The sequence below is a fragment of the Levilactobacillus suantsaii genome (genome assembly GCF_014069315.1).
Taxonomy (GTDB): domain Bacteria; phylum Bacillota; class Bacilli; order Lactobacillales; family Lactobacillaceae; genus Levilactobacillus; species Levilactobacillus suantsaii.
Genome location: NZ_CP059603.1, coordinates 766,342 through 786,524, shown reverse-complemented (window position 1 = coordinate 786,524; position 20,183 = coordinate 766,342). Strand labels below are relative to the sequence as shown.

General features: G+C 48.4%; 18 protein-coding genes and 2 tRNA genes. 3 read left to right on the top strand and 17 right to left on the bottom strand.

What is annotated here, in order from left to right; all coding sequences use genetic code 11:
- Positions 1 to 16 precede the first annotated feature (16 nt).
- The 12 genes from H3M12_RS03660 to yycF form a co-directional block, all read right to left on the bottom strand.
- A complete protein-coding gene (locus tag H3M12_RS03660) occupies positions 17 to 457 on the bottom strand; it encodes a hypothetical protein (protein WP_129032275.1) in 441 nt (146 codons plus the stop codon).
- Between the two features lie 205 nt (positions 458 to 662).
- Positions 663 to 989, bottom strand: coding sequence for a hypothetical protein (locus H3M12_RS03655; protein WP_182150933.1), 327 nt, complete (start codon positions 987 to 989; stop codon positions 663 to 665).
- A gap of 57 nt (positions 990 to 1,046) precedes the next feature.
- Entirely contained in the window at positions 1,047 to 2,468 is a 1,422-nt protein-coding gene (locus tag H3M12_RS03650; protein ID WP_129032271.1) for a hypothetical protein, read from the bottom strand.
- A 263-nt stretch (positions 2,469 to 2,731) separates the two neighbouring features.
- Positions 2,732 to 3,178 carry a hypothetical protein gene (locus H3M12_RS03645; protein ID WP_129032269.1) on the bottom strand — a complete coding sequence of 149 codons (447 nt, stop codon included), beginning with the start codon at positions 3,176 to 3,178 and terminating at the stop codon, positions 2,732 to 2,734.
- Between the two features lie 162 nt (positions 3,179 to 3,340).
- Positions 3,341 to 3,853, bottom strand: coding sequence for a hypothetical protein (locus H3M12_RS03640; protein WP_182150932.1), 513 nt, complete (start codon positions 3,851 to 3,853; stop codon positions 3,341 to 3,343).
- A 286-nt stretch (positions 3,854 to 4,139) separates the two neighbouring features.
- On the bottom strand, positions 4,140 to 4,619 hold the full coding sequence (gene rlmH / locus H3M12_RS03635) for a 23S rRNA (pseudouridine(1915)-N(3))-methyltransferase RlmH (protein ID WP_129032265.1): 480 nt from the start codon (positions 4,617 to 4,619) through the stop codon (positions 4,140 to 4,142).
- A 1,159-nt stretch (positions 4,620 to 5,778) separates the two neighbouring features.
- Positions 5,779 to 7,125 (bottom strand): S1C family serine protease, encoded by a 1,347-nt coding sequence (locus tag H3M12_RS03630; RefSeq protein WP_129032263.1) that lies wholly within the window; start codon positions 7,123 to 7,125, stop codon positions 5,779 to 5,781.
- A 130-nt stretch (positions 7,126 to 7,255) separates the two neighbouring features.
- Positions 7,256 to 8,068 carry an MBL fold metallo-hydrolase gene (locus H3M12_RS03625; RefSeq protein WP_129032261.1) on the bottom strand — a complete coding sequence of 271 codons (813 nt, stop codon included), beginning with the start codon at positions 8,066 to 8,068 and terminating at the stop codon, positions 7,256 to 7,258.
- 155 nt (positions 8,069 to 8,223) lie between these two features.
- A complete protein-coding gene (locus H3M12_RS03620; RefSeq protein ID WP_182150931.1) occupies positions 8,224 to 9,078 on the bottom strand; it encodes a two-component system regulatory protein YycI in 855 nt (284 codons plus the stop codon).
- 24 nt (positions 9,079 to 9,102) lie between these two features.
- On the bottom strand, positions 9,103 to 10,395 hold the full coding sequence (locus H3M12_RS03615) for a YycH family regulatory protein (RefSeq protein ID WP_129032256.1): 1,293 nt from the start codon (positions 10,393 to 10,395) through the stop codon (positions 9,103 to 9,105).
- Entirely contained in the window at positions 10,382 to 12,238 is a 1,857-nt protein-coding gene (gene walK / locus H3M12_RS03610; RefSeq protein ID WP_129032254.1) for a cell wall metabolism sensor histidine kinase WalK, read from the bottom strand. Before walK ends, H3M12_RS03615 begins: the two co-directional genes overlap by 14 nt.
- Positions 12,239 to 12,281: 43 nt before the next feature.
- Complete coding sequence (gene yycF / locus H3M12_RS03605; RefSeq protein ID WP_129032252.1) at positions 12,282 to 12,998, bottom strand: response regulator YycF; 717 nt, start codon at positions 12,996 to 12,998, stop codon at positions 12,282 to 12,284.
- Between the two features lie 575 nt (positions 12,999 to 13,573).
- On the opposite strand from yycF, the gene H3M12_RS03600 reads away from it, so the two are divergent.
- Positions 13,574 to 13,646: transfer RNA gene (locus H3M12_RS03600), tRNA-Lys, on the top strand.
- A gap of 204 nt (positions 13,647 to 13,850) precedes the next feature.
- Here H3M12_RS03600 and H3M12_RS03595 read toward each other — a convergent pair.
- Positions 13,851 to 14,849 carry an IS30 family transposase gene (locus H3M12_RS03595; RefSeq protein ID WP_182150819.1) on the bottom strand — a complete coding sequence of 333 codons (999 nt, stop codon included), beginning with the start codon at positions 14,847 to 14,849 and terminating at the stop codon, positions 13,851 to 13,853.
- 448 nt (positions 14,850 to 15,297) lie between these two features.
- Between H3M12_RS03595 and H3M12_RS03590 the strand changes: the two genes are divergently transcribed.
- Positions 15,298 to 15,510 (top strand): transposase, encoded by a 213-nt coding sequence (locus tag H3M12_RS03590; protein ID WP_129032250.1) that lies wholly within the window; start codon positions 15,298 to 15,300, stop codon positions 15,508 to 15,510.
- Positions 15,511 to 15,658: 148 nt separating this feature from the next.
- On the opposite strand, the gene H3M12_RS03585 is transcribed toward H3M12_RS03590, so the two are convergent.
- Complete coding sequence (locus tag H3M12_RS03585) at positions 15,659 to 15,796, bottom strand: hypothetical protein (protein WP_170954958.1); 138 nt, start codon at positions 15,794 to 15,796, stop codon at positions 15,659 to 15,661.
- 336 nt (positions 15,797 to 16,132) lie between these two features.
- On the opposite strand from H3M12_RS03585, the gene H3M12_RS03580 reads away from it, so the two are divergent.
- Positions 16,133 to 16,205 (top strand) — tRNA-Lys (locus H3M12_RS03580).
- 182 nt (positions 16,206 to 16,387) lie between these two features.
- On the opposite strand, the gene H3M12_RS03575 is transcribed toward H3M12_RS03580, so the two are convergent.
- The 3 genes from H3M12_RS03575 to H3M12_RS03565 form a co-directional block, all read right to left on the bottom strand.
- A complete protein-coding gene (locus H3M12_RS03575; protein ID WP_129032248.1) occupies positions 16,388 to 17,998 on the bottom strand; it encodes a peptide ABC transporter substrate-binding protein in 1,611 nt (536 codons plus the stop codon).
- A 559-nt stretch (positions 17,999 to 18,557) separates the two neighbouring features.
- Positions 18,558 to 18,836 carry a hypothetical protein gene (locus H3M12_RS03570; protein WP_129032246.1) on the bottom strand — a complete coding sequence of 93 codons (279 nt, stop codon included), beginning with the start codon at positions 18,834 to 18,836 and terminating at the stop codon, positions 18,558 to 18,560.
- A 65-nt stretch (positions 18,837 to 18,901) separates the two neighbouring features.
- Positions 18,902 to 20,077 carry an MDR family MFS transporter gene (locus H3M12_RS03565; protein WP_182150930.1) on the bottom strand — a complete coding sequence of 392 codons (1,176 nt, stop codon included), beginning with the start codon at positions 20,075 to 20,077 and terminating at the stop codon, positions 18,902 to 18,904.
- Positions 20,078 to 20,183: the final 106 nt, after the last annotated feature.

Here is a 20,183-nt window from a genome sequence, read left to right as displayed (position 1 = left end):
TTCCATTCATCTCAAGTTACATAAACCGGTAGGCCGACGTCGGCAGACTGTACCGATGCGTCCCGGGCTTGAAGTGGGTCAACACCACGGGTTTTAAACTGCTAAGGTGTTGCGATTGGACCAAGATCCACTGCTTTTTCCCCCGTAACTTCATCTGGCGGAGTGAAAAACTACTTTCCTGGTAATTATTCCGCGGATCTTGGCGGTTCATTATCGTGTAATGCTGCCACTTGCCCTTGGTCGTGGTACGTTGGACCACGACATGCTTGAGATTAGCGATGCGGTGTCCATCCCGATACGAGCGGTAGTGATGCTTGGTCATCACCGTTTTGCGTAAACCATCCGTATTCCTGCCATAGTAGTGGTACCAGGTCCCACGTAGTTTCTTCGGGATTGTGGTCAACTGCTGAGTGCGCGTGGCTGCGTGGGCCGTGGGGGCACCCACGGGCAACAACAAGCCAACGCTATCAATCCTGCTTTAAGTTTCATCGCCAACTCCTCTTTTCGCTGTTACCGACCCGCTAAGCAACCCGGCTTTTCCCTTTTTATACTTCCAATTATACTGCATAACTGTAGTTTCTGCCGGACGACTTGTCCTATTTTCTAAGTTAGATATTACCCAGTTTATAAGAGATTGTTAGTTAGTGACAACAACTGGCGCTTCACTTTAGATTATACGACGTATAAACCGCCTGGCCCCCAAAGACCAAGACCCCATAAGCGTTTGGTTTAAGCCCTTCTGCATCCCCATCGAGATTAAACTGGACGGCGTAGGCCTTTTGCGGATTGAACAAAGCTACCCGATACTGAGTTTTCCCGTGGTAATGGACCTTCTGCGTCTTGAACCCGCTCAGATTTTGGGCCAAATACAGATACCGAGTGTGGCCCTTGATGGTTGTCCGTTCAATCTTCACTGATGTCTTAGGCTTACCATATTGCGCATCCCATTCCACGTACCAATCGGTCGGCGTATTTTGCCGGATTTCCACATAACCATCGGTAGTGATTCTAGCACTGCGTTTGACGAGCTTTCGCGTGAGAATGGCTTAGGGCGAGCGCCCCACATACAGGTCCCCCGTACTGTTATTTTTGGGCATATAAGCCGGCCGCGCGACCCGGGCAAAGGACCAGTATTGCTTGACCTCTGCAGTATCTAGACTGGCCCATAACCCCGCGCGGTAACCGGGGGTCAGGCGCTTGGTGCTCAACCGATTCGTCGCCACCTCCATTATGGTGATTTTTTTGCCCTTTTGGTAGCGATAGTTCAAGTTGCCAGCAACAATCGTTCCTTTAGGTAACGTAATGGTCTTTGGTAACGTCCCGAAAGTGTACGCATTAAATGGGGCCTTTAGCCGTAGCGTTCTGGTCGTGCGATAGTAAGTCATCTTTGGCGCCGCCTGAACCCGCTTGGCTAATGCTTGCGGACTCATTTTTTTAGCCGTGATGGGCGGATCAGTTACCCCCCGGTATGTAAAGAACGGTTGATTACCGACTTGATAACGGGCATAACTGTCTTCATCGACCGTTTGAATCTGCCGTTGATTCTGGATAGTCAACTGATACCCTGCGGCCCCCGCGACCGTGGTGGGGGTATCGCGCAGCCCCTTGAGGTGGTCACGATAAGCAATCGTGATCCTCCCATGAGATTTACTGGCCCGTAAAATCTTTTGACTCACCGGTTCACCTTGAGGGAAATATAAATTCCAACGCTGATCGCTACCATTGTCGTAGTATTCCACGTAGCCGTCACTGGTCGTCCGCAGTAATTGGGGAAATTTTTTCGCAGCTGGGTCCCCCGCAAAGAGCTCCTCATCCGTGACTGCATTAACATCATCAGCGTGTTGCTCAGTGCTGTAACTCGGTTGGTCAATAACCGTAGCAGCCGTCTTAGCGAGCACGATTTTTTTGAAAGTTTGGGTATCTTTCAACCCAATCTGTTGCCGCAAGTGATAGCTTAGGCGCGCTTCATTGATATTCAGAAGCGCTTGACCGTGATTGGCACTGATGGTTCCCTGGACGATGGTCCCATTGGGCAACGTCACCGTTCCCCCACCCGATAAACCGACCCTAGTGGCTGCATTAAACCGGTAGTAACTCCGAAGCGAGGTATCCGTTTGGTAATTCTTGGGGTACCCTTTGACCATTGCCTTGGCATAAACATAACCGACCTCCCGATTCGAGTCACGAATATGGAGGTAGGTCGCCGAGTGATGCCCATGAGTCATGGTAACTTTGGCATCAACGAGCCAGCCCGTCCCGTATTGGTTCAAGATACACATCCGGTTGGTGTGGGTCTTGTCCCAAGTAAACCGTATCTGCTTACTATTTTTTAGCCGATAAGGTGTCCAATTGATACGCTGGGTCTTGGTAATCCGATAACTGGACTTAGCCTGTGCCGTGGTGGTCATTAAGCCCACACTACTCCCAATCAGGACCATCGTGGCCCACTTTCCCCATTTACTCAACATTGATGTAGCTCCCCTTAAATTTTAGTGATTAGTTAGCCCCGTAAATCCCCAAATAGTTTCTTTAGCTGACATAATTATCCCAACTACTTGTGGACATTAACTGTCAGTATGGTATAATTCTAGCTATGGCATTTCTTCATTCCAAAAATACGAGAGGTGCCTAGTATCTAGCCGCAGCGTTGCCACGTTGCGGTTTTTCTTTTGCCCTAAAGTTGCTAATCTAACGGTCGCTCGGAAATGTTCCACGTGAAACACTTGCCGCATTACCGATGAGCGTCGTTCGTAAAATGACTGACTTTCTTCGCGACCGTCGCATCCCGGAATCCCATCTTGCGATAACTCCCGTAGTCCGTCAGCTTCAACTTTTTTCCTTTTTTGTAAATGACGTAATCCCGGGAACCGGCTAGCACCAGACCGCGCTTGGCTACGTGCCCCTTCAACCGATAAACGTGAGCTTTCAGCTTTTTATAGGTTAACTTGCTGTGCCGTTGTTCTGGCATGTTGGAAACTTGCCAAGTGAAGGTCTTAGCTTTAAAGATCAAGTGCGCCGGAAACCCTTGCGCCGCGGTTTGATGCCGGTCTTGATACTTACCCCGAATCGCTTTGGGGACGCCGCGATGCCAGCTGGCGGCACTAGCCGTCGTTGAGACGATACCGCCTAGACTGATGGTGGTCAGGACCAGTGCCACGCCACGTTGCCAGTTTTTCATGTTGTGTCCTCCCTAGTTGTCGTACATTCCATTTTACTTGCCGAGCTCCCAGAAACCGGTCGGCAAGCTCATCGAAGTTTTTATAATTACGACCGCCAGTTGCGACTTTTATCCCGTTTCATCACCAGCAGCCGTTAGTATTCTTGTGGGCCGTGTCCTTAGCTAACGTCCAATTCGATTTAAGTACTGCTTGCCCTTATAAGTATACGAATAGTTGTGCGCTAACTTTTGTTTCGTCCAGACCTGAAAGCCGCCCATATTGTAGTAGATACCTAGGGTTCGCTTCCCGTGAACGCGCTTATGTGATAACCAAACGTTGCCGAGCGTTTGATAATCATATTTTGCCAAAGAATTTAAGTTATAGTTGGTCCCGCCGTAACCTTTATACCCCGATTCAGCTCCCTGCCCTTTCTTTAACCGTAAAACATGTAGTTTACGCCACCCGTGTTTATTGGTAGCGTATAATCGCTTGCCATTCATGCTAACCGCATGCTTCGTAATCTTCAAAGCTTGCCACCGGTGATGGCCAAAGTATTGATACCACGTTCCCCGCAGCTCCGTGGGGGTGGTCGCATGCCCCTGATACTTCGCACTAGCCGGTTGCGCGCCACTCAACCCTAGCCCCACACTGATTGCGCCAATTCCCAACATTAATCCCAGTCTAGCTTTTAGCATTTTCTAACTCATCCTTTCCCAATCTAGTTGGCTAATTTTAGAATACCACCGGGTAAGTCAGCAAGCTAGGGCTTTACAGAAATAATACATATGGTTATTAATTTACTAATATTGTGAAGTGCACAGCCCACAGAAAGTCGTCAAAAAACTAGCCGCTCCACCCACCTGTTTAAAATCGACCTAACTAAAAAACGTCCTTGAGTATCCAATTGCTCAAGGACGTTTGCTAGTGATGCTTAATCGTGACTGGTTCAGCCAACGACCCCGTTTGGTCGCTCGAAGCACCTTATTTATGATACGGACTCCCCTCGTTGATCATAAACGCACGATAAACTTGTTCCGTTAAAACTAACCGCATCAGCTGGTGGGGTAGGGTGAAGCGCCCAAACGAGATTTGCGTGTTAGCCCGCTTCAAGACTTCCGGCGCCAAGCCCAGCGACCCCCCAATCACGAAGGTTAAATCTGAGTGCCCGTACGTGGTCAAATCCTTGATTTCCCGCGCAAACTCCTCTGAGGAGCGTTCTTTCCCCAAAATTGCTAGGGCAAAGACATACTCGCGGTCCTTAATCTTTGCTAGGATCCGGTCACCTTCCGCTTGCATTACCTGGTCCATCTCCGCTTGCGAGAGACTCTCCGGCGCTTTCTCGTCTGGCACCTCAACAATGGAAAACTTACAGAACCGGGACAACCGTTTGGCGTACTCTGCGATTCCCTGCTTAAAATACTTTTCTTTTAACTTTCCGACCACGACAAACTTGATGTTCATAACGGCCTCCTCAATTAATTTATCCACAGGTGCATAACCAGTGGTTTTTAGTTTCTCCATAACAACCAATTCCCATTATACCCTGAACTCGTCGTCAGAACCAGATAGCGATTATCGCCGCTACGGCCCGTTTTCTAGATACCCCTGGGGGTAGAAACGTAGGCTTTAAGCTGTGGCTTCTCTCACTTATCGCAATGTTCCACATGAAACATTTATCAACAGGTTCCCGTCAGTTACCCACCACGGTAATTTCTGGCGACGTTTTCCAGTGACCTCTACCGCCCATATGATCAGCAGCCCGTTAGCCTACTTCCCTGTTCAATTCAGAAATAGTGTCTAACCCCGTCATACCGGCGTCTAAACATAATCTAATGCTAATAATCTGTGAACTTTTCCGTTAGACACCTTACTCAGATACCTGACAAAACGACGGGTCCTCTTAGAGTTTATTCACAAAGTTATCCACAAGTTGTCCACAACCGGTAAGCAGATATTGGGGGTCGTTTTGATCTTAACCCCCACATCTATTTTTTGGCCAAATGTCAATCCTTTTTTACTTATCCACAGTTATCCACAAAAACGTTTGTTCGTTACGGCAATTAAAATCATTGTCATATCAACGTTTATGGCACCATTTTTCACAATCACTAAAAATTATCCCCATCTTTTTCGCCAACCTGTGGATAACTTTATAACCGCTACCATGCTTATTTATCCCCCGTTTTACTCCGGCCATTTTACTTTGTGAAAAAAGTTATCCACAGGTTATCCACAGACTTTTTTGCCACCTGAATTACGCTAGCGGTCCTCACTTTTTTCGTTCGGCATCTCTCACCCACTTACGGTTTTCCGACGTCCTTTCTCCGTTTCAACTTTCGGCTTTTCTATAACGCCCCCAATGACTCCCAAACACGCGTTCTTCGCTCTGTAATCGGCACACCACCCTCTGTGCTGGCTACTTTCAATAAATCCTAGTAAGCTTTACCACGTTTCTTCCCGGCCACCTTATAATCAGACATTTGGCCTCTCGAATTCATCAATCGTGTTTCGCCATGCGAACTGCATAGTTTAACCTTGCCCATCAAAAAAGGCCCGGGATTCACTCCCGGACCTTCAGCATCGACACCACTTGCTGTGGCCTCAACCTTTATCGTTGTGTTTAGCTTTCTGACGTAGAATTCGTGGTGCTCTTCAACTGTGAAGAGGTTTCCGTCAATTTGACATTCGTGGTCTTCTTCTTACCATTGTGGTAATAAGTCATCGAGACCGTATCGTTAATCTTGTACTTGTACAGGATATCCCGTAACGTGGACTGGCTGGTAATCTTGTGGCCACCCAATTCCGTGATGACATCGTACTTGGTCAAGCCAGCTTTCTTTGCTGGTGATCCGGACGACGCACTCATGACGACGACCCCTTCATTCACGCTAGATGGCAGCTTCAAAATGGACTTTTGTTGCGAACTCGAGACGTTGGTCAGATCCACGTAGGTAATCCCTAACGCAGGCCGCACAACCTTGCCCTTCTTGACTAATTGATTGATGATTTTGACCACTTCGTTCGACGGAATGGCAAAGCCCATCCCTTCGACGCTGGTCCCTTCGGTATCACTGGCAATCTTCGACGAGGTAATCCCGACGACTTGACCGCCGACGTTAATCAACGCCCCACCGGAGTTCCCGGGGTTGATCGCGGCATCGGTTTGGATAACCGTGGCGTTCCCTGTCTGGGTCCCCGCGGAGTTCGTGGTTTCAATCGTCCGCTTCTTAGCGGAGATGATCCCTTGCGTTAACGACGTCGCGTACTGACTGCCTAATGGTGACCCGATGGCCAAGGCAGTCTCGCCGACCTTGATCTTATCGGAATTGCCAAATGAAGCCACGGTCTTTAAGGCCGAGCCGTTGACCTTCAAAACGGCCAGGTCAGTCACGGAATCTTTCCCGACGACCTTGGCCTGGAGCTGCTTGCCGCTACTCGTCACGACCCGCAGTGCCGAAGATCCGGATACCACGTGATTGTTGGTGACGATGTAGGCGGTGTTGCCGCTCTTCTTATAAACGACCCCGGACCCTTCGGATGCTTCTTCCAAAGACGATTTCGAGCTAGATGAATTCGATGAACTCTGACCGAAGAGCTCCCCTAAGGTACTGTTACTACTTTCCTTTTGTAGGTTGATGACGGAGACCATCGCCCCCTTGACCTGATTGAAGGCCTTAGTGGCTTGGCTATTGACGTTGACCGTGACGTTCGACGTCTTGGTGTTCCCCGTCTTATTGGACCCGGCCGGCACCGCCGTCGAGTTCAACCCACTGTTATTGAAATAGGATACCCCACCGTAGGCGACCCCACCACCAAGTAATCCGGCAATGATTGCCGTCACGGCGACCTTCGTTAAGGTCAGTGGTTTCTTGGGGCGCGGCGTTTGCTCCGGCGTTGATCGCTGTTGATCCTCAAATTGATTTTGGGCATTATCATTTTGATTATTATTGTTATTATTATCAGCCATCGTCTCGCGCGTAAATGCGCTAACCCTCCTCATTATCGACTTGCCCCATGGGCAATTTAACTTAATATCCCCATTTTAGCGGGCGAGTGTGAATTTTCTGCGATAAAAATGCGCGGAAGTCCTTAAACTTTTAAATTGCCTCCAGCGGCGTCGCAGCTTCGGGATCGGTATCGAGTAACTTGAAGTCTTCGCCGACGCCAAAGTCTTTGTTGGCCATCATCGAGGCCACCGTTAAATGACACAGGGACTTCATATTATTGTGCAAACTGCGGTGCCCCAGATAGATCTTCTTGGTCCGATTGCCCAGGACATCCATCAAGGTATCGGCCCCTTCCTCGTTGGACAAGTGTCCCTTATCGCTTAGGATGCGTTGCTTAAGGGGCCAAGAATAGTCTCCCATCCGCAACATTTCCACATCGTGGTTACACTCCAACAAGTAGGCGTCGGCATCCTTGATGACCCCTTCGACGTGTTCGGACACGTACCCGGTATCCGTCAAGATAACGAAGGTCTTGCCATGATAGTGGACCGCGTAAAATTGCGGTTCCGCGGCATCATGGGAGACCGAAAAGCTCTCGACGTCAATGTCGCCAAAGGTCTGGACCGTATCTGGTGCGAACAGGTGCTTCTGGTCCAAGGAGACCTTGCCGATGCGCGAAGCCATCGCGTCCCAGGTTCCCCGGTTCGCGTAGACCCCGATTTGGGGGTAGCGTCGCGCCAGAATCCCCACGGCCTTGCGGTGGTCGGTATGCTCATGGGTTACCAGTAACGCATTGACGTCGGTCAAGCTCCGGTCGATGGTCCCCATCAAATGTTCAATTTTCTTACCACTCAAGCCCGCATCAATCAGCAGGCGTTCGTTTGGACTTTCCACATAGCACACGTTGCCCGTACTGCCACTGGACAGAATGCTGATGCGTAAGTCGTCTCCTTGCGTACTCACTTTATCTAACCCTCTCTTGACCTATCACCGTTATCATACCGCATTCGACTAAACTTGTAACCTGATTACTTGGTTGGTATCTCATAAATCACTGCGAAACAAAAAGCGACGATCATCGTCGCTTTTCGCTCACATGTATTTGCGGTGCCACCACGTTAATTGGTGGTCGTCGTCCCGCTGACCGTCTTCACGTTACTATCTGAAGTAAGGATGGTTCCCGTAAAGGCGTTCACGTGTTTCAATTGTACGATCCCCGCATTATTACCGCTGGAGGTCTTGACCGCAATGACCCACGTCGGGATATACACACTGCTGTTCTTCAAAGTGAAGTACCGTGTATAAGCCAACTTAGTCCACATGATCTTCGTATTATTTTGTAATTGATTATATTGGTACAGGCTGATTAATGCCTTCCGCTCCGAAATCATCCCCGTTTTTTCCCGCAAAGTCGTGACGTCTGACAGGTAACCTTGGGTGTAGCCGGTGATGGTCCCATCATTGGTCAGGCTAAACCGCAACTGCCCGTAACTAGAATAAATCTGCCCGTCGGTAACCCGCTGGGTGTACACCACGGTATTTCGACTCGACAGGTTTTGATTATAGCGGTAATCATCCCCGTTTAAAATCAAGGACGTATTGCTGACCACGTCGGCCAAGGTCCGGTTAGGATGCTGAGTATCCACGTTATCGATTGGGGTCTTGAACGTCGAGGTAATCAACCCATCATCGTACCGAACGGTTTGGTCAGTCAGACTAGTCAGGCTGGCCTTGATCTGGGCGGCATTATCCTTGGTGGAAATGTAATAACCCTCGCCACTCTTTTTACTGGGAGATTTGAACGTGATGTTGTCTGCGCGCATTTCCTTCACGATGGTCGTATCCGTATCAGCCGACCGGCCCGAAGCCGTGTCCGATTGACCCGTCGCATCACGTTGGAAGGCCGCAAACAGAAAAATATCGATTGCGATAAAGGCGACTAAAAATAACCACTCAATGCGCCGAAAATCCATAGCTGACGATTCCTCCTTGCCGGTCTACTTCAACAGTTGTTCGTAGTTCTTCCAACTGCCCTTGTAGTACACGTACCAGGTAGGCGTCAGATCAACGACTTTATCGGAAGCTGACGAGGTGGCCCATTGGTACCCAAGCTGGAGACTACCAATTTTCTTCTTACTATACCCAGCCGCGCTCAACTGGTCAATCACGGCTTGGGTCCCTGGTAACTTCACAGCATGTTTGTCGTTAGGCACTGGGACCTGCAAACTATAGACTGAGAAGTTATACCGCCGCACGCCCTGTGACGAGAGTTGGATCCGAGCGGTCCCGTAGTTGCTCTGGTTAAAAATCGGGAACCCTTCCACGAAGCTTCGGTAGGTCAGCGTCTGGTTCGACTCGTTATAACCGTAGTAGCGCAGGTTTTCCATCGGGAGGCCAATCGACTTGACGGCCTTGTAACCGGTGGATAAGTGCTGGTTAAAACTCAACGCCACTTGCGAGGCACCGTAATCTTCGAACAGCGCCATCCCCGCTTTATTATAGAAGGTCAACTGGCGTGACGCCCCGTCGCTATAGACGGTACTATCCTTATTCTTCTTGGCCGTCACGTTCGTCGACTCCCCTTTGTTCAACAAGCGGGTCGTAAAGTTATCCGTCGATTGGTGGTTGACCAGGTAACTGTAGGATGGTACCGCAACGCGGTTAGTCACGTAAGCCAGTGCATTCCCATTGAGCCAATCCATTTTGACATCGATGCGAAAGAGGTTTTCCTTCAAGATTTTGCGCAACGCCTTAACGCCTGCGTGTCTGATCTTGACTCGGTAAACACTTTGCTGCTTATCATCTAACAAGTACAAATAGTCGGGATCCGTCAACGAGACCATGATTCGGGAGAACTTCGTTGAATGCCGGTTCAATTGACTACCGAACACGGTATTGAACACCCGGATGTTAACCGGGCTAGCGTAGGACAACAGCAAGCTACTCTTTTGTGTCAGGTAACGCATATATTCGGTGTGTGATACCCCATCCACCTGCGTGACCCGACCGAAGTCCCACTTTTTCAGTGCATCGCGAAGTTCCGTGGTCAAGTTGACTTTTCGGTTGTTCAACAGTTCTTGCTTCCCAGAAGCATTGCTATAAACGACCTGCGTCGGCAGAAACACGTCGCGTTGTGGCCGGGTACTGATATCAGTGGTCTGGGTGTTCGAACTGCGTTGCCGGTTATGTTCATATTGCGCTGGGTTGGTCCAAATCAACGCCGAAAAGGTGATACTGACAGCTACCGCTACGGCTAACCCCAGCGGTAACAGGACTTTAGTTATCTTCATCCCAGAGATCCTCCTCTTCGTACGGCTTATATGGCAAGGAAATGTAGAACGTCGAGCCGCGACCTTCGCGACTATCGACCCAAATCCGGCCGCCTAACATTTGGACGACTTCCCGGGAAATCGCTAACCCTAACCCCGTACCACCTTGGGCCCGTGATCGGGCTTTATCGACCCGGTAGAACCGGTCAAAGATTCGTGGGATATCGGCCCGGGGAATTCCGAGCCCTTGGTCAGTCACACTAAGCATCACGTTATTGTGCGTCTCTAGCAACCGGCAGGTGATGACCCCACCGTCCGGGGAATACTTAATCGCGTTGTTCATCAAATTATCCAAGACCTGTGTGAACCGGTCCGTATCGATTTCGACCCACAAATCACGCTTGGTAAATTCCCGTTTGATGGTGTACGTCTTCTCTGGCTGGTCATCTTGTTTGAGAATCATGTCGAAACGATCCAGGACATAGTTATACAGTTCATTCAAGTTGACCATTTCCAGGTCCAACTTTTGGGTCCCAGAATCCATCCGCGACAACGTCAGTAAGTCGTTGATCATCCGAATCATCCGGTCAGTTTCTTCCTGGGTGACCTTCAAGAATTCAGGGGCCACTTTCGGGTCCTTCCAGGCCCCTTCGGCCAGTGCTTCAACGTACGAGCGCACACTGGTCAGCGGCGTCCGTAACTCGTGCGACACGTTGGACACGAATTGTTTCCGGTCCTGGTCAATCTTTTGTTGTTCGGTAACGTCATGTAAGACACAAACAATCCCCGAAATAAACCCAGATTCCCGTTGAATCAATGAGAAGTAGGCTTGCAGAATCAAGTCATGATCTTTGGTTGAAAAGTCTAAAACTAAATCATCCGGGTCTTCGAGCAACTCGCGCAAAGTATAATCTTGGCGAATCGCCAACAGATCCAGAATAGATTTACCGACCGCATCATCCGCATCGGTATCCAAGAAGTTACTGCCCATTTCGTTGATAATCGTGACGTTCCCCCGCCGGTCGGTGGCAATAACGCCATCGGTCATGTGGGCCATCACGGAGTCCAACCGCCGCCGTTCTGATTCCGTCGATTCCTGGGCCTCTTCGACCCGGACGGATAGGTTATTGACGGCACTGGCCAGTTGGCCCAATTCATCGTTACCATAAACGTGGACGTGCCCAGAGTAGTCTCCGCGCGCAATCCGCAACGTTTGTTTCTTCATTTCGTCAATTGGCCGGGTAATTGCCCGGGAAATAATAATCGCCATGACGAGTCCCAAAATAATCGCCACAAACGTCGCCGACAAATAAATCAGCGTGATTTGGTTGATGTTTCGGTACACGGAATCCAGACTCGCCCGCATATAAATAACCCCGACCAAATCACTGTTGTTACCCTGGGTCCGAATGATCCGGGTCACGGTGGTGTAATAGCGGCTATTGTTCTGCGAATTATAGGTGGTCCGCACCACGTCACGGTTATTATAAATCGCATTTTTAATGTCACTGTCGGTGGTCTTCTGCCCCACGACACCTTGATTATCAGCTTCGTTAGTCCCCCGAATGGTCCCCTTATTATCAATCACCCGAATTTGGGCGTTATTGGTATTGGTGATCTCGGAGAGCGTCGATTTAATCTGCTTATTGGCCCCACTCACATTGGTTTTCGCCAGTTCGTTGGAGAGTCGATTAGTGATGTAGGTTTGAACCACCTGTTGGGACTTAAAGGTGTTTAAGTTCTGGTGTTCCAGTTGCCGCACGAAGACGGCACCCACAATCTCCAGGGTCAGTAACAGCAGCAGCGCAAAGACTAACGCGATTTTAAAATGAATCGATTGAAAGAATCTAATTTTGCTATTCACGAAGTTACATACTCCTCCGCCAAAAATTTAGCGTTGCCGCTAGCTAAGCCTGATCGGAATCAGGGTTGCGCAGATAATACCCAACCCCTCGCCGCGTCACCAGCCAAGTTGGGTGCGAAGGACTGTCTTCAATTTTTTCCCGTAGGCGCCGGACCGTCACGTCCACCGTCCGGACATCACCAAAGTAATCGTAGCCCCAAACGGTCTGGAGCAAGTGTTCCCGGGTCATGACCTGGCCAATGTGTTGGGCCAAGTAGTGCAACAGTTCGAATTCCCGGTGGGTCAATTCAATGTTGGTCCCCCGCTTGGACACGGAGTATGCTTCGGGGTGGATCGTCAAGTCGCCAATTTCAATATCTTGGTTTTCCGGTTCCTCGGGTTGCGCATGGGCCGCGGTGTTTTGCCGCCGTAAGTTGGCTTTGACCCGGGCAACTAATTCCCGGTTCGAGAATGGCTTAGTGACGTAGTCGTCAGCTCCCAGTTCCAGGCCTAAGACCTTATCGAGTTCGGAGTCCTTAGCCGTGACCATAATGATCGGCATGTCGTGCTTTTTCCGCACTTCCCGGGCAACTTCCAAGCCATCGACCTTGGGTAACATCAAGTCCAAAATCACTAAATCCGGGGTGTTTTCTTCCACGTGTTGTAACGCGGCTTCCCCGTCATAGGCGACGTCCACTTCGTAGCCTTCCTTTTCTAAACTGAACTTCATGATATCTGAGATGGGCTTTTCGTCATCGACGACAAGAATTTTTTTGGCCATAATTAAAAATTTCCTCCTTAAGGGAAATACCATTCGTTCCGATAATTGCAGGATTATCGGCAGGTCGACCGCTGGATGTCACACTACCATCGTCAGCGGGACCACTCCATTATTGTGTTCCTGATAATGCTCGTTTAAAGTCAAGGAATAAGGGATTATCCATGATAACCCGGGTGAATCACAGGTGTGTCCGGGACCGCTGATAAATTTCCAGCAGGCACTCAATCGGGCACTACTTGAATTATACCACATCATGAAGCTGGTTTCAGTCCTATTCCGCCACGGTTTTAAGGTGCTTTTAACATAATATTTCCCAGGAAATGTCGAGATGTGGGACTAATCGAGTCGAGCACCCCATTTTATCGTTATTAAAAATAATTAATCGGTTTTAAAAGTCCAAGGCTAACCTTTTAACTTTATATCGAGTTTTAACTGAAAAGTTTGCTTTTTAACGTTTATTTATCATGCGATAACACGTTATTTTTAAAAAAATTCCAATTTTAAGTCAAATTTTTTGACAAAAAGGATTGCGTCCCCTTAGCTGACATGCTATGATAGTTCTCGTCGAAAGATATGGGCAGTTAGCTCAGTTGGTAGAGCAACGGACTCTTAATCCGTGGGTCCAGGGTTCGAGCCCCTGACTGCCCATCATAGCATCACCACTAATCAGCTTTCACGAAGATTAACTTCGGGGTTGCTGATTTTTTTGACCAATAAATCATGAGTCTTCGTCAACTGAAGGTGAAAGATTGGCCCTATAACATCTGTTATTGATGATCAAGATAAACTTGATTGTTAGTAACAGATATTTTTGTGTGGACTTGATGGTACATTTTAAAGTACGACGAATTGTCAAATCAAGTGTAACTTTTTACCGAAGAAAACTTCAGATGGTGTCTTCCAGCCTAAGACCTTACGGGGGCGATTATTTAAATTCCTGACAAACTTCGCGATATCTTGATCGGTCAGTTCATCAAGGTCAGTTCCTTTGGGAAAATACTCTCGGATGAGACCATTGGTATTTTCGTTGGTCCCACGTTGTTGTGGTGCGTGCGGGTCTGGAAAATAGACTGAGATACCAAGCTCTTTACCGACTTCACGATAACCCGCAAACTCTGTACCTCGGTCTGGTGTAAGCGTACGAACGCGTTTAGGTGTGACTGTATGCAGGAGGTCGATCATCGCTTGGGTCACATTCTTGGCATTCACTTTGGGTACACGCTCAGACAGAAGGTATCGTGACTTACGGTCGACCAGTGACACTAAACCCGAACGCCCGACCTTGTCGCGAACGGTATCGCCTTCCCAATGGCCAAAACGAGTCCGATTCTCACATGAGACTGGTCGTTCATGGACTGATGGGACATTATTAAAACGGCCACGTCGTTCGTTGACAGTTCCTTTAACCTTACGAGTTTTCCCACGATGTCGTAACTTTCGAGCGAATCCTCGAGCCCCATGACTTTTACGTTTAACGCCTAAATTATTTCGTTCAATTCCGCGATAAATCGTGTTGTAGCTGATATGCCAATTACTGGTCTCTAAAGATAAACGACCGGCGATTTGCTCGGGTGACCATTGTCGTTGAAGAATGCAGTGAAGGACAAAGTCGCGTAGCTTTAAATTCTCCAGTACCCTGAGGCGGCGACTCTTTAATCGGCGCTGTTGATAGTTCTGCTGGGCTTTTACGGCGGAATAGGCGCCCCGACCGCCGTTGCGTTTAATTTCTCGTGACACAGTGGCTTTGGAACAACCGATTTGATTGGCAATAACCTGGTAAGTATGGTGTAAAGTTACACCTAACAGTATGCATTCGCGGTCTTTTAAGGTAAGATGTGTATATGGACTCATAGCCTAAGAACTCCTTTAGATGATTGTTATGGTGACTTCATTCTACAGGACTCAGGCTAGGAGTCTATTTTTATTTTCTTACTTGTTGCACTTCAATTGTAAATTCGTCACGCAAAAAAGAGATATAGTCAGCAGACTTATATCTATCCACTACCACATTTCAAAAAAAGAAGCGACTATACCCTAATGTCTCGGAATATCAAAAAAATGTTCGAAATTGAAGGTGCTCATATTAAAAGCGTTAAACTGATTAACCTCAATAGTACTGGCCCCTTTAAAGTAAAGAATACTTTGGACTATCATCCGCTATGATTGGCGCAAAGTTATGTTGAAATTGCTACGTTGTAGCGAATGAAACGTCATCCTATGTCTAAACAAGCGCTATTTTAGATATAACGAATGCAATATTCCTTTTGGCAGAGAGCGTGTAAAGGCCACCGTCACCGATATGAATTATACCTATCCACAGTTAGTCTCAGTCCTCCCTAATGCGCTTGTTGTCACGGATAGATTCCGCATTGTAAGTACTGCTACTAAAGCCTTTAATGCGACCCGAGTTCGTATCATGAAACGATACGGAACCACAACTCCTAAGTACAAATCCTTAAAACGATATTGGAAGCTTTTGCTTAAACCCAACGAACACCTCAGGCTACTATAGACACTTTCCGTTCATTAATTTCTAATTACATATTCGTTTAATTTTTAACCTAAAAAGGATACCTAAGTCGTTGTGCGACTAGGTACCCGAATATAAATTATCAACAACAGTTTATAAAGAACCGGAATTCCCCCGGCCAGTTATGTATCTATTCCGTTAATATTATTGTAATTGCCCAAATTAGTATCCAAGAAATAACCCCACAAACAGCGACAACAAATAAACCTTCAATCACCTCAAACAAATTTTTAATTAGCTCTCCCAAATCCTCCAAAAAATCAATCATTAATTAACCTCCTATATTATATATTGTACACGCCACAAGTATCAAAGTAATTAATTTCTTTATCCATTAGGCCGTATAAATCGCTTGAAGGTACTATACCACTGTCCTTCAATCCTAATGCGTTTAATACCATAATGTTTGCCCAAGTTCGCCATAACTTAAGTAGTCCCAGATTCAATAATTGCATCTATTAGGGCGCTCCTTATTCAATTAAGCGTTGTCCTTCATAAATTCAGCTCATTCAGTTTTAGGGATGTATAAACATGATTATTTTTTCAAAAAAGACTTGCATCACCCCCAGCTCGCATGGTATGATTGTTTTCGTTGAAAAGTTATGGGCAGTTAGCTCAGTTGGTAGAGCAACGGACTCTTAATCCGTGGGTCCAGGGTTCGAGCCCCTGACTGCCCATCTTATACAAAAGCGATGTCGGTAACGGCATCGCTTTTTTCGTCCGTGTATTTATCCACTTTCATTGATACTTATTCATTCATTGAATGAGTTGCTCATCACCTTTTACTCAGCTACGCCAAACGGGTGTCGCAGAACGTTTAATCGTTCTGCGGCACCCGTTTTTTGTGGCTCAGCGCTGATTATTTCCAATAAGCGTATTTATATTGGGCATCGCTCATCATAGTGTACTTCAACCCACCAACCTGTTTCGAGACCAAGTGAGCCTTAGCCTGCTGATACAACGGGACTAAGCCAGCTTGTTGTGTCACATACGTATCGGCTTGCTTCATTAAATCCCACCGTTGCTGAGTGGTGTATTTGCTCGTGTCATCGATTTCTTTCATTAAATTGGTGTAATGGGCGTTGTCCCACTTGGTGAAGTTGACCGAACTGGTCCCGTCCGCCATTTGCAGGAAGTCCGCGGGATCCCGCCAATCGGTCGTCCAGCCATCGAGGTCGATATCGTAATTGCCTTCGGACCCCTTATTGATCTGTTGGGCCAGCGGTAACGCCTTAATGGTCACGGTCAACCCCGGCATGTACTTTTGGGCTTGTTGCTGCAGATACTGGGCCACGTGTTGTTGTTCGTCCGTATCCGCCGTCAAAATTTCCAGGCTCGTTTTCTTGATGCCCAGTTCTTTTTTCGCTTGTTTCCAAAGGGCTGTGGCCTTCTTGGGGTTATAACTAACCAGGTTCCCCACTTCCTTGGAGAAGTCCTCGCCCGTCTTCGGATCATTGCCGTCGCCATAAGGAATCAGACTTTTAGCCGGTTGCGACCCGTCTTGTAAAACCTTATCGGTGACTTGCTTCCGGTTCACGATGTAGGAGAAGGCTTGCCGGACCTTAGTATTATGGGTGACCGACCGTTTGTCATTGAACTCTAAGAACCGCATCGAACTGTTCAACGTCGTGGTCAGTTGTGAGTTATTCGCATTTTGCTTGATGTATTGTCCCGATAAATAAGTTTCTTGGACCTTCCCCGATTTGAAAAGGTTGGCCGCGGTACTTGGCGTCTTGACCACTTGCACGCTGACCTTCGGAATTTGAACGTTCTTAGCGTTCCAGTAATGCGGGTTCTTCACGTAGGTCCAACTGTCACTGTTACCACTCCAGCCGACCAGTTTGTAAGCCCCCTCAGACATGGTCTTGGTGGCCGACGTCCCATAATGGCTGCCATACTTCTTAAAGAGATCCGTCTTCATCGGATATTCCGCCGTGGCTAAGATGTCCGGTAACCAGGGTTGCGGTTTCGATAACGTTAATTGCAGGGTCCGTTTGTTGAGGGCCTTGACTCCTAGTGCGCTGGGATCCTTCTTGCCGCTTTGCACAGCTGAATAATTCTTCAGATACTTTAGTTTATTGGCCACCTGCGACTTGGACTTCGGGTTGACCTGCCATTCAAACGAGGTCACGAAGTCTTGGGCGGTCACGGGGTCGCCGTTTTGCCACTTGGCATTCTGCTTGATTTTGAACGTGTAGACCGTGCCGTTTTTCGTTGGTTTGACCACCTTTTCGGCCACGCCCGCCACGACCTTGCCCTTCTTGTTCAGGGTATAAAGCCCCTCTTCCGTTTGCGAAATCATGCTCGAACTGTTCACGTCACCGGAGATGGCCGGGTTGGCCGTTGCGGGGTTGCCCACCAAAGTCACGTTCAACGTCGCGTCGTGACTCTTCGCTTCCGACGTCCCACAACCGGCTAATCCAATCACGGCCAATAAGCCAATACCCAATCCCATCATTTGTTTATGCATTCCGCTCAACTCCTCATTTAGACCAAAAAAGCATCCACTCTCGCCGACCATCCCTGGTCGACAAGGGCGAATGCTTCGCGGTACCACCTTGTTTTATCACTTATGGCATCAAATTCGATGCGCGCGGGGTAACGGCCGCCAGCCGGCATTGGCTACTTAGGTTCACCAATGAAACATCGCGATGCGGTTCACGTGGATTTGCGGTTTCGGCTGACAGCTACCCGAACTTGCTGGACGGGCCTTCACGTTACTCTTCGCAATCTAGTCTTTGCTTTGATTAATATTTAATTTATCACCATTCATTTTTAAAGTCAAACACTTTATAAATATTCATATTATTCGAAAATAATGCATAATCGCGTCTAAAAAAGGCAATCGGCTTACTGGCAGTAAGCCGATTGCCTGCTTAAAAATCAGGCACCACGTCATCCGCCGACAAAACTTTCTGGACGGCAAAAATCCCCACGTACCAGCCGCTTGGGCCTGATCCGTGGAGATTTTATCGATTACTTTTTCAGTACCGTTATTTATAATTGCCTTAATTTTCACCCAAACGTCATTACCGTTGGGAGGTGGTCGGCTGTTGCGGCGTCATCTTGGTGGTCTCGCGACTCACCGTTTTCCCCGCCTGACTAGTCGTTGTTTGAGTCTTCATTTCCACTTGACCGTGATGACCACTCGTACTATCCAACCGTACTGCCGTTTGGCCGGAAGTCGGTTGGACCACCGAATCCGTCACGGTCGATTGGGTCGGCGCCGTATGGATACCACCCCATAGAAAGAAGCCCAGCACTAACCCCAGTAGCAGGCCACTCATTCCCCGAATTTTCTTTTTCATGTGCATTCCCCTAATAACCTATATTCCACTACTATGATTTTATTATACACCCTACCCCCACAATATTATTTATAAACTTCCGCTTGTCGCCGATTTCCCGTGATAACGACCAGGTTCAGTCCCAAAACCAGGAGATTCGCCACCGCCGCCACCACGAAGAGTAGCGTATAGGAGCCAAAGTCGATGACCAGGCCCCCGAACAGCGGTCCGAACGCCCGGCCGACTGAAGCCCAAGCGTTGGCCATCCCCTGATACTGCCCTTTGACCACGGCCGGTGTCAGACTGTTAACGATGGCCGGAATCGCCGGAAAAGCCGTGGCTTCGCCCATGGTCAAGATGACCATGGCAATCACGAAGTGGGCGTAGTCCTTGGCAAAGATCAGCGTGACAAACGACAACGCCACGAAAAAGATGCCAGCATAAACTTGCAGGTACAAGTTGGTAAAAAAGTTCGCCAGCCAGTTCAACAGTGCCTGAAACACCACAATCAACGCGGCGTTGATGGTCCACAACAGACTATAATCGCGCATCAAGATGCCCATCCCGGTCATGTACACGGACAGATTAGAATTCCACTGCTCGTACATGATCCAGATGATGACCAGCGAAAAGAAAAAGCTGCCCATGATGTACCGATTCGCCTTGGGCAGGGTCACATGGTGTGTCGTTTTAGTTTGGACTTCGCGGTGCATCACCGCCGGGACGTGATAGGTCGTCAAGATGACCACCAAAAAGGCCCCAAACAAGCTGGTCGCGATGCTAAATAGCAACGTGATACTGACACTGTAGACGAACCCGACCATCGCGGTCCCCGCGACAATCCCAAAATTTTGCGCGAAATACAACATATTGAAGATATAGCGGCCATCGCGACTATGAATCGTAGTGCCCAGCGAATTGACCATGGTCAGTGACCAGCCCGACGCAAAGCCCAAGGATAAAAGTGCGATGGGAAACGCCGGCCAGCCGTGATTGAAAATCAACACCAGCATGGTAACAAAGGATAGCGTCACGCTGCCAATGATCAAATAAAACGGGTTCAACCGGTCGAACAACCGCCCCCCGCTGATACTCCCCAACACGTTGGCCAGGGAATAGAACAGTAAAATCACCCCCACTTGGGTCAAGGAGATGCCCAGGTGGTTATGTAAGTAAATGGTCGTTAGCGGCCAAATAAAACTCATGCCGATACTGCTGAAGAGCTCCCCCAGCAATAACCAACGCAGTCGAATCTCCCGCATTGCATAGCCTCCCTCTCTTCACGTGCATCCTGCTCCTCGCAGAGACGCGGACGCTAACATTAAATTTAGATGAGACACAAATTAAGACCCATTCTATCACGGATAC

Excerpts from the sequence above, each read along its gene's own strand:
- H3M12_RS03650 (WP_129032271.1), bottom strand. The coding sequence starts at position 2,468 with ATGTTGAGTAAATGGGGAAAGTGGGCCACGATGGTCCTGATTGGGAGT.
- H3M12_RS03645 (WP_129032269.1), bottom strand. The coding sequence starts at position 3,178 with ATGAAAAACTGGCAACGTGGCGTGGCACTGGTCCTGACCACCATCAGT.
- H3M12_RS03640 (WP_182150932.1), bottom strand. The coding sequence starts at position 3,853 with ATGCTAAAAGCTAGACTGGGATTAATGTTGGGAATTGGCGCAATCAGT.
- rlmH (WP_129032265.1), bottom strand. The coding sequence starts at position 4,619 with ATGAACATCAAGTTTGTCGTGGTCGGAAAGTTAAAAGAAAAGTATTTT.
- H3M12_RS03630 (WP_129032263.1), bottom strand. The coding sequence starts at position 7,125 with ATGGCTGATAATAATAACAATAATAATCAAAATGATAATGCCCAAAAT.
- H3M12_RS03620 (WP_182150931.1), bottom strand. The coding sequence starts at position 9,078 with ATGGATTTTCGGCGCATTGAGTGGTTATTTTTAGTCGCCTTTATCGCA.
- H3M12_RS03615 (WP_129032256.1), bottom strand. The coding sequence starts at position 10,395 with ATGAAGATAACTAAAGTCCTGTTACCGCTGGGGTTAGCCGTAGCGGTA.
- yycF (WP_129032252.1), bottom strand. The coding sequence starts at position 12,998 with ATGGCCAAAAAAATTCTTGTCGTCGATGACGAAAAGCCCATCTCAGAT.
- H3M12_RS03595 (WP_182150819.1), bottom strand. The coding sequence starts at position 14,849 with ATGAGTCCATATACACATCTTACCTTAAAAGACCGCGAATGCATACTG.
- H3M12_RS03590 (WP_129032250.1), top strand. The coding sequence starts at position 15,298 with ATGAATTATACCTATCCACAGTTAGTCTCAGTCCTCCCTAATGCGCTT.
- H3M12_RS03585 (WP_170954958.1), bottom strand. The coding sequence starts at position 15,796 with ATGATTGATTTTTTGGAGGATTTGGGAGAGCTAATTAAAAATTTGTTT.
- H3M12_RS03575 (WP_129032248.1), bottom strand. The coding sequence starts at position 17,998 with ATGCATAAACAAATGATGGGATTGGGTATTGGCTTATTGGCCGTGATT.
- H3M12_RS03570 (WP_129032246.1), bottom strand. The coding sequence starts at position 18,836 with ATGAAAAAGAAAATTCGGGGAATGAGTGGCCTGCTACTGGGGTTAGTG.
- H3M12_RS03565 (WP_182150930.1), bottom strand. The coding sequence starts at position 20,077 with ATGCGGGAGATTCGACTGCGTTGGTTATTGCTGGGGGAGCTCTTCAGC.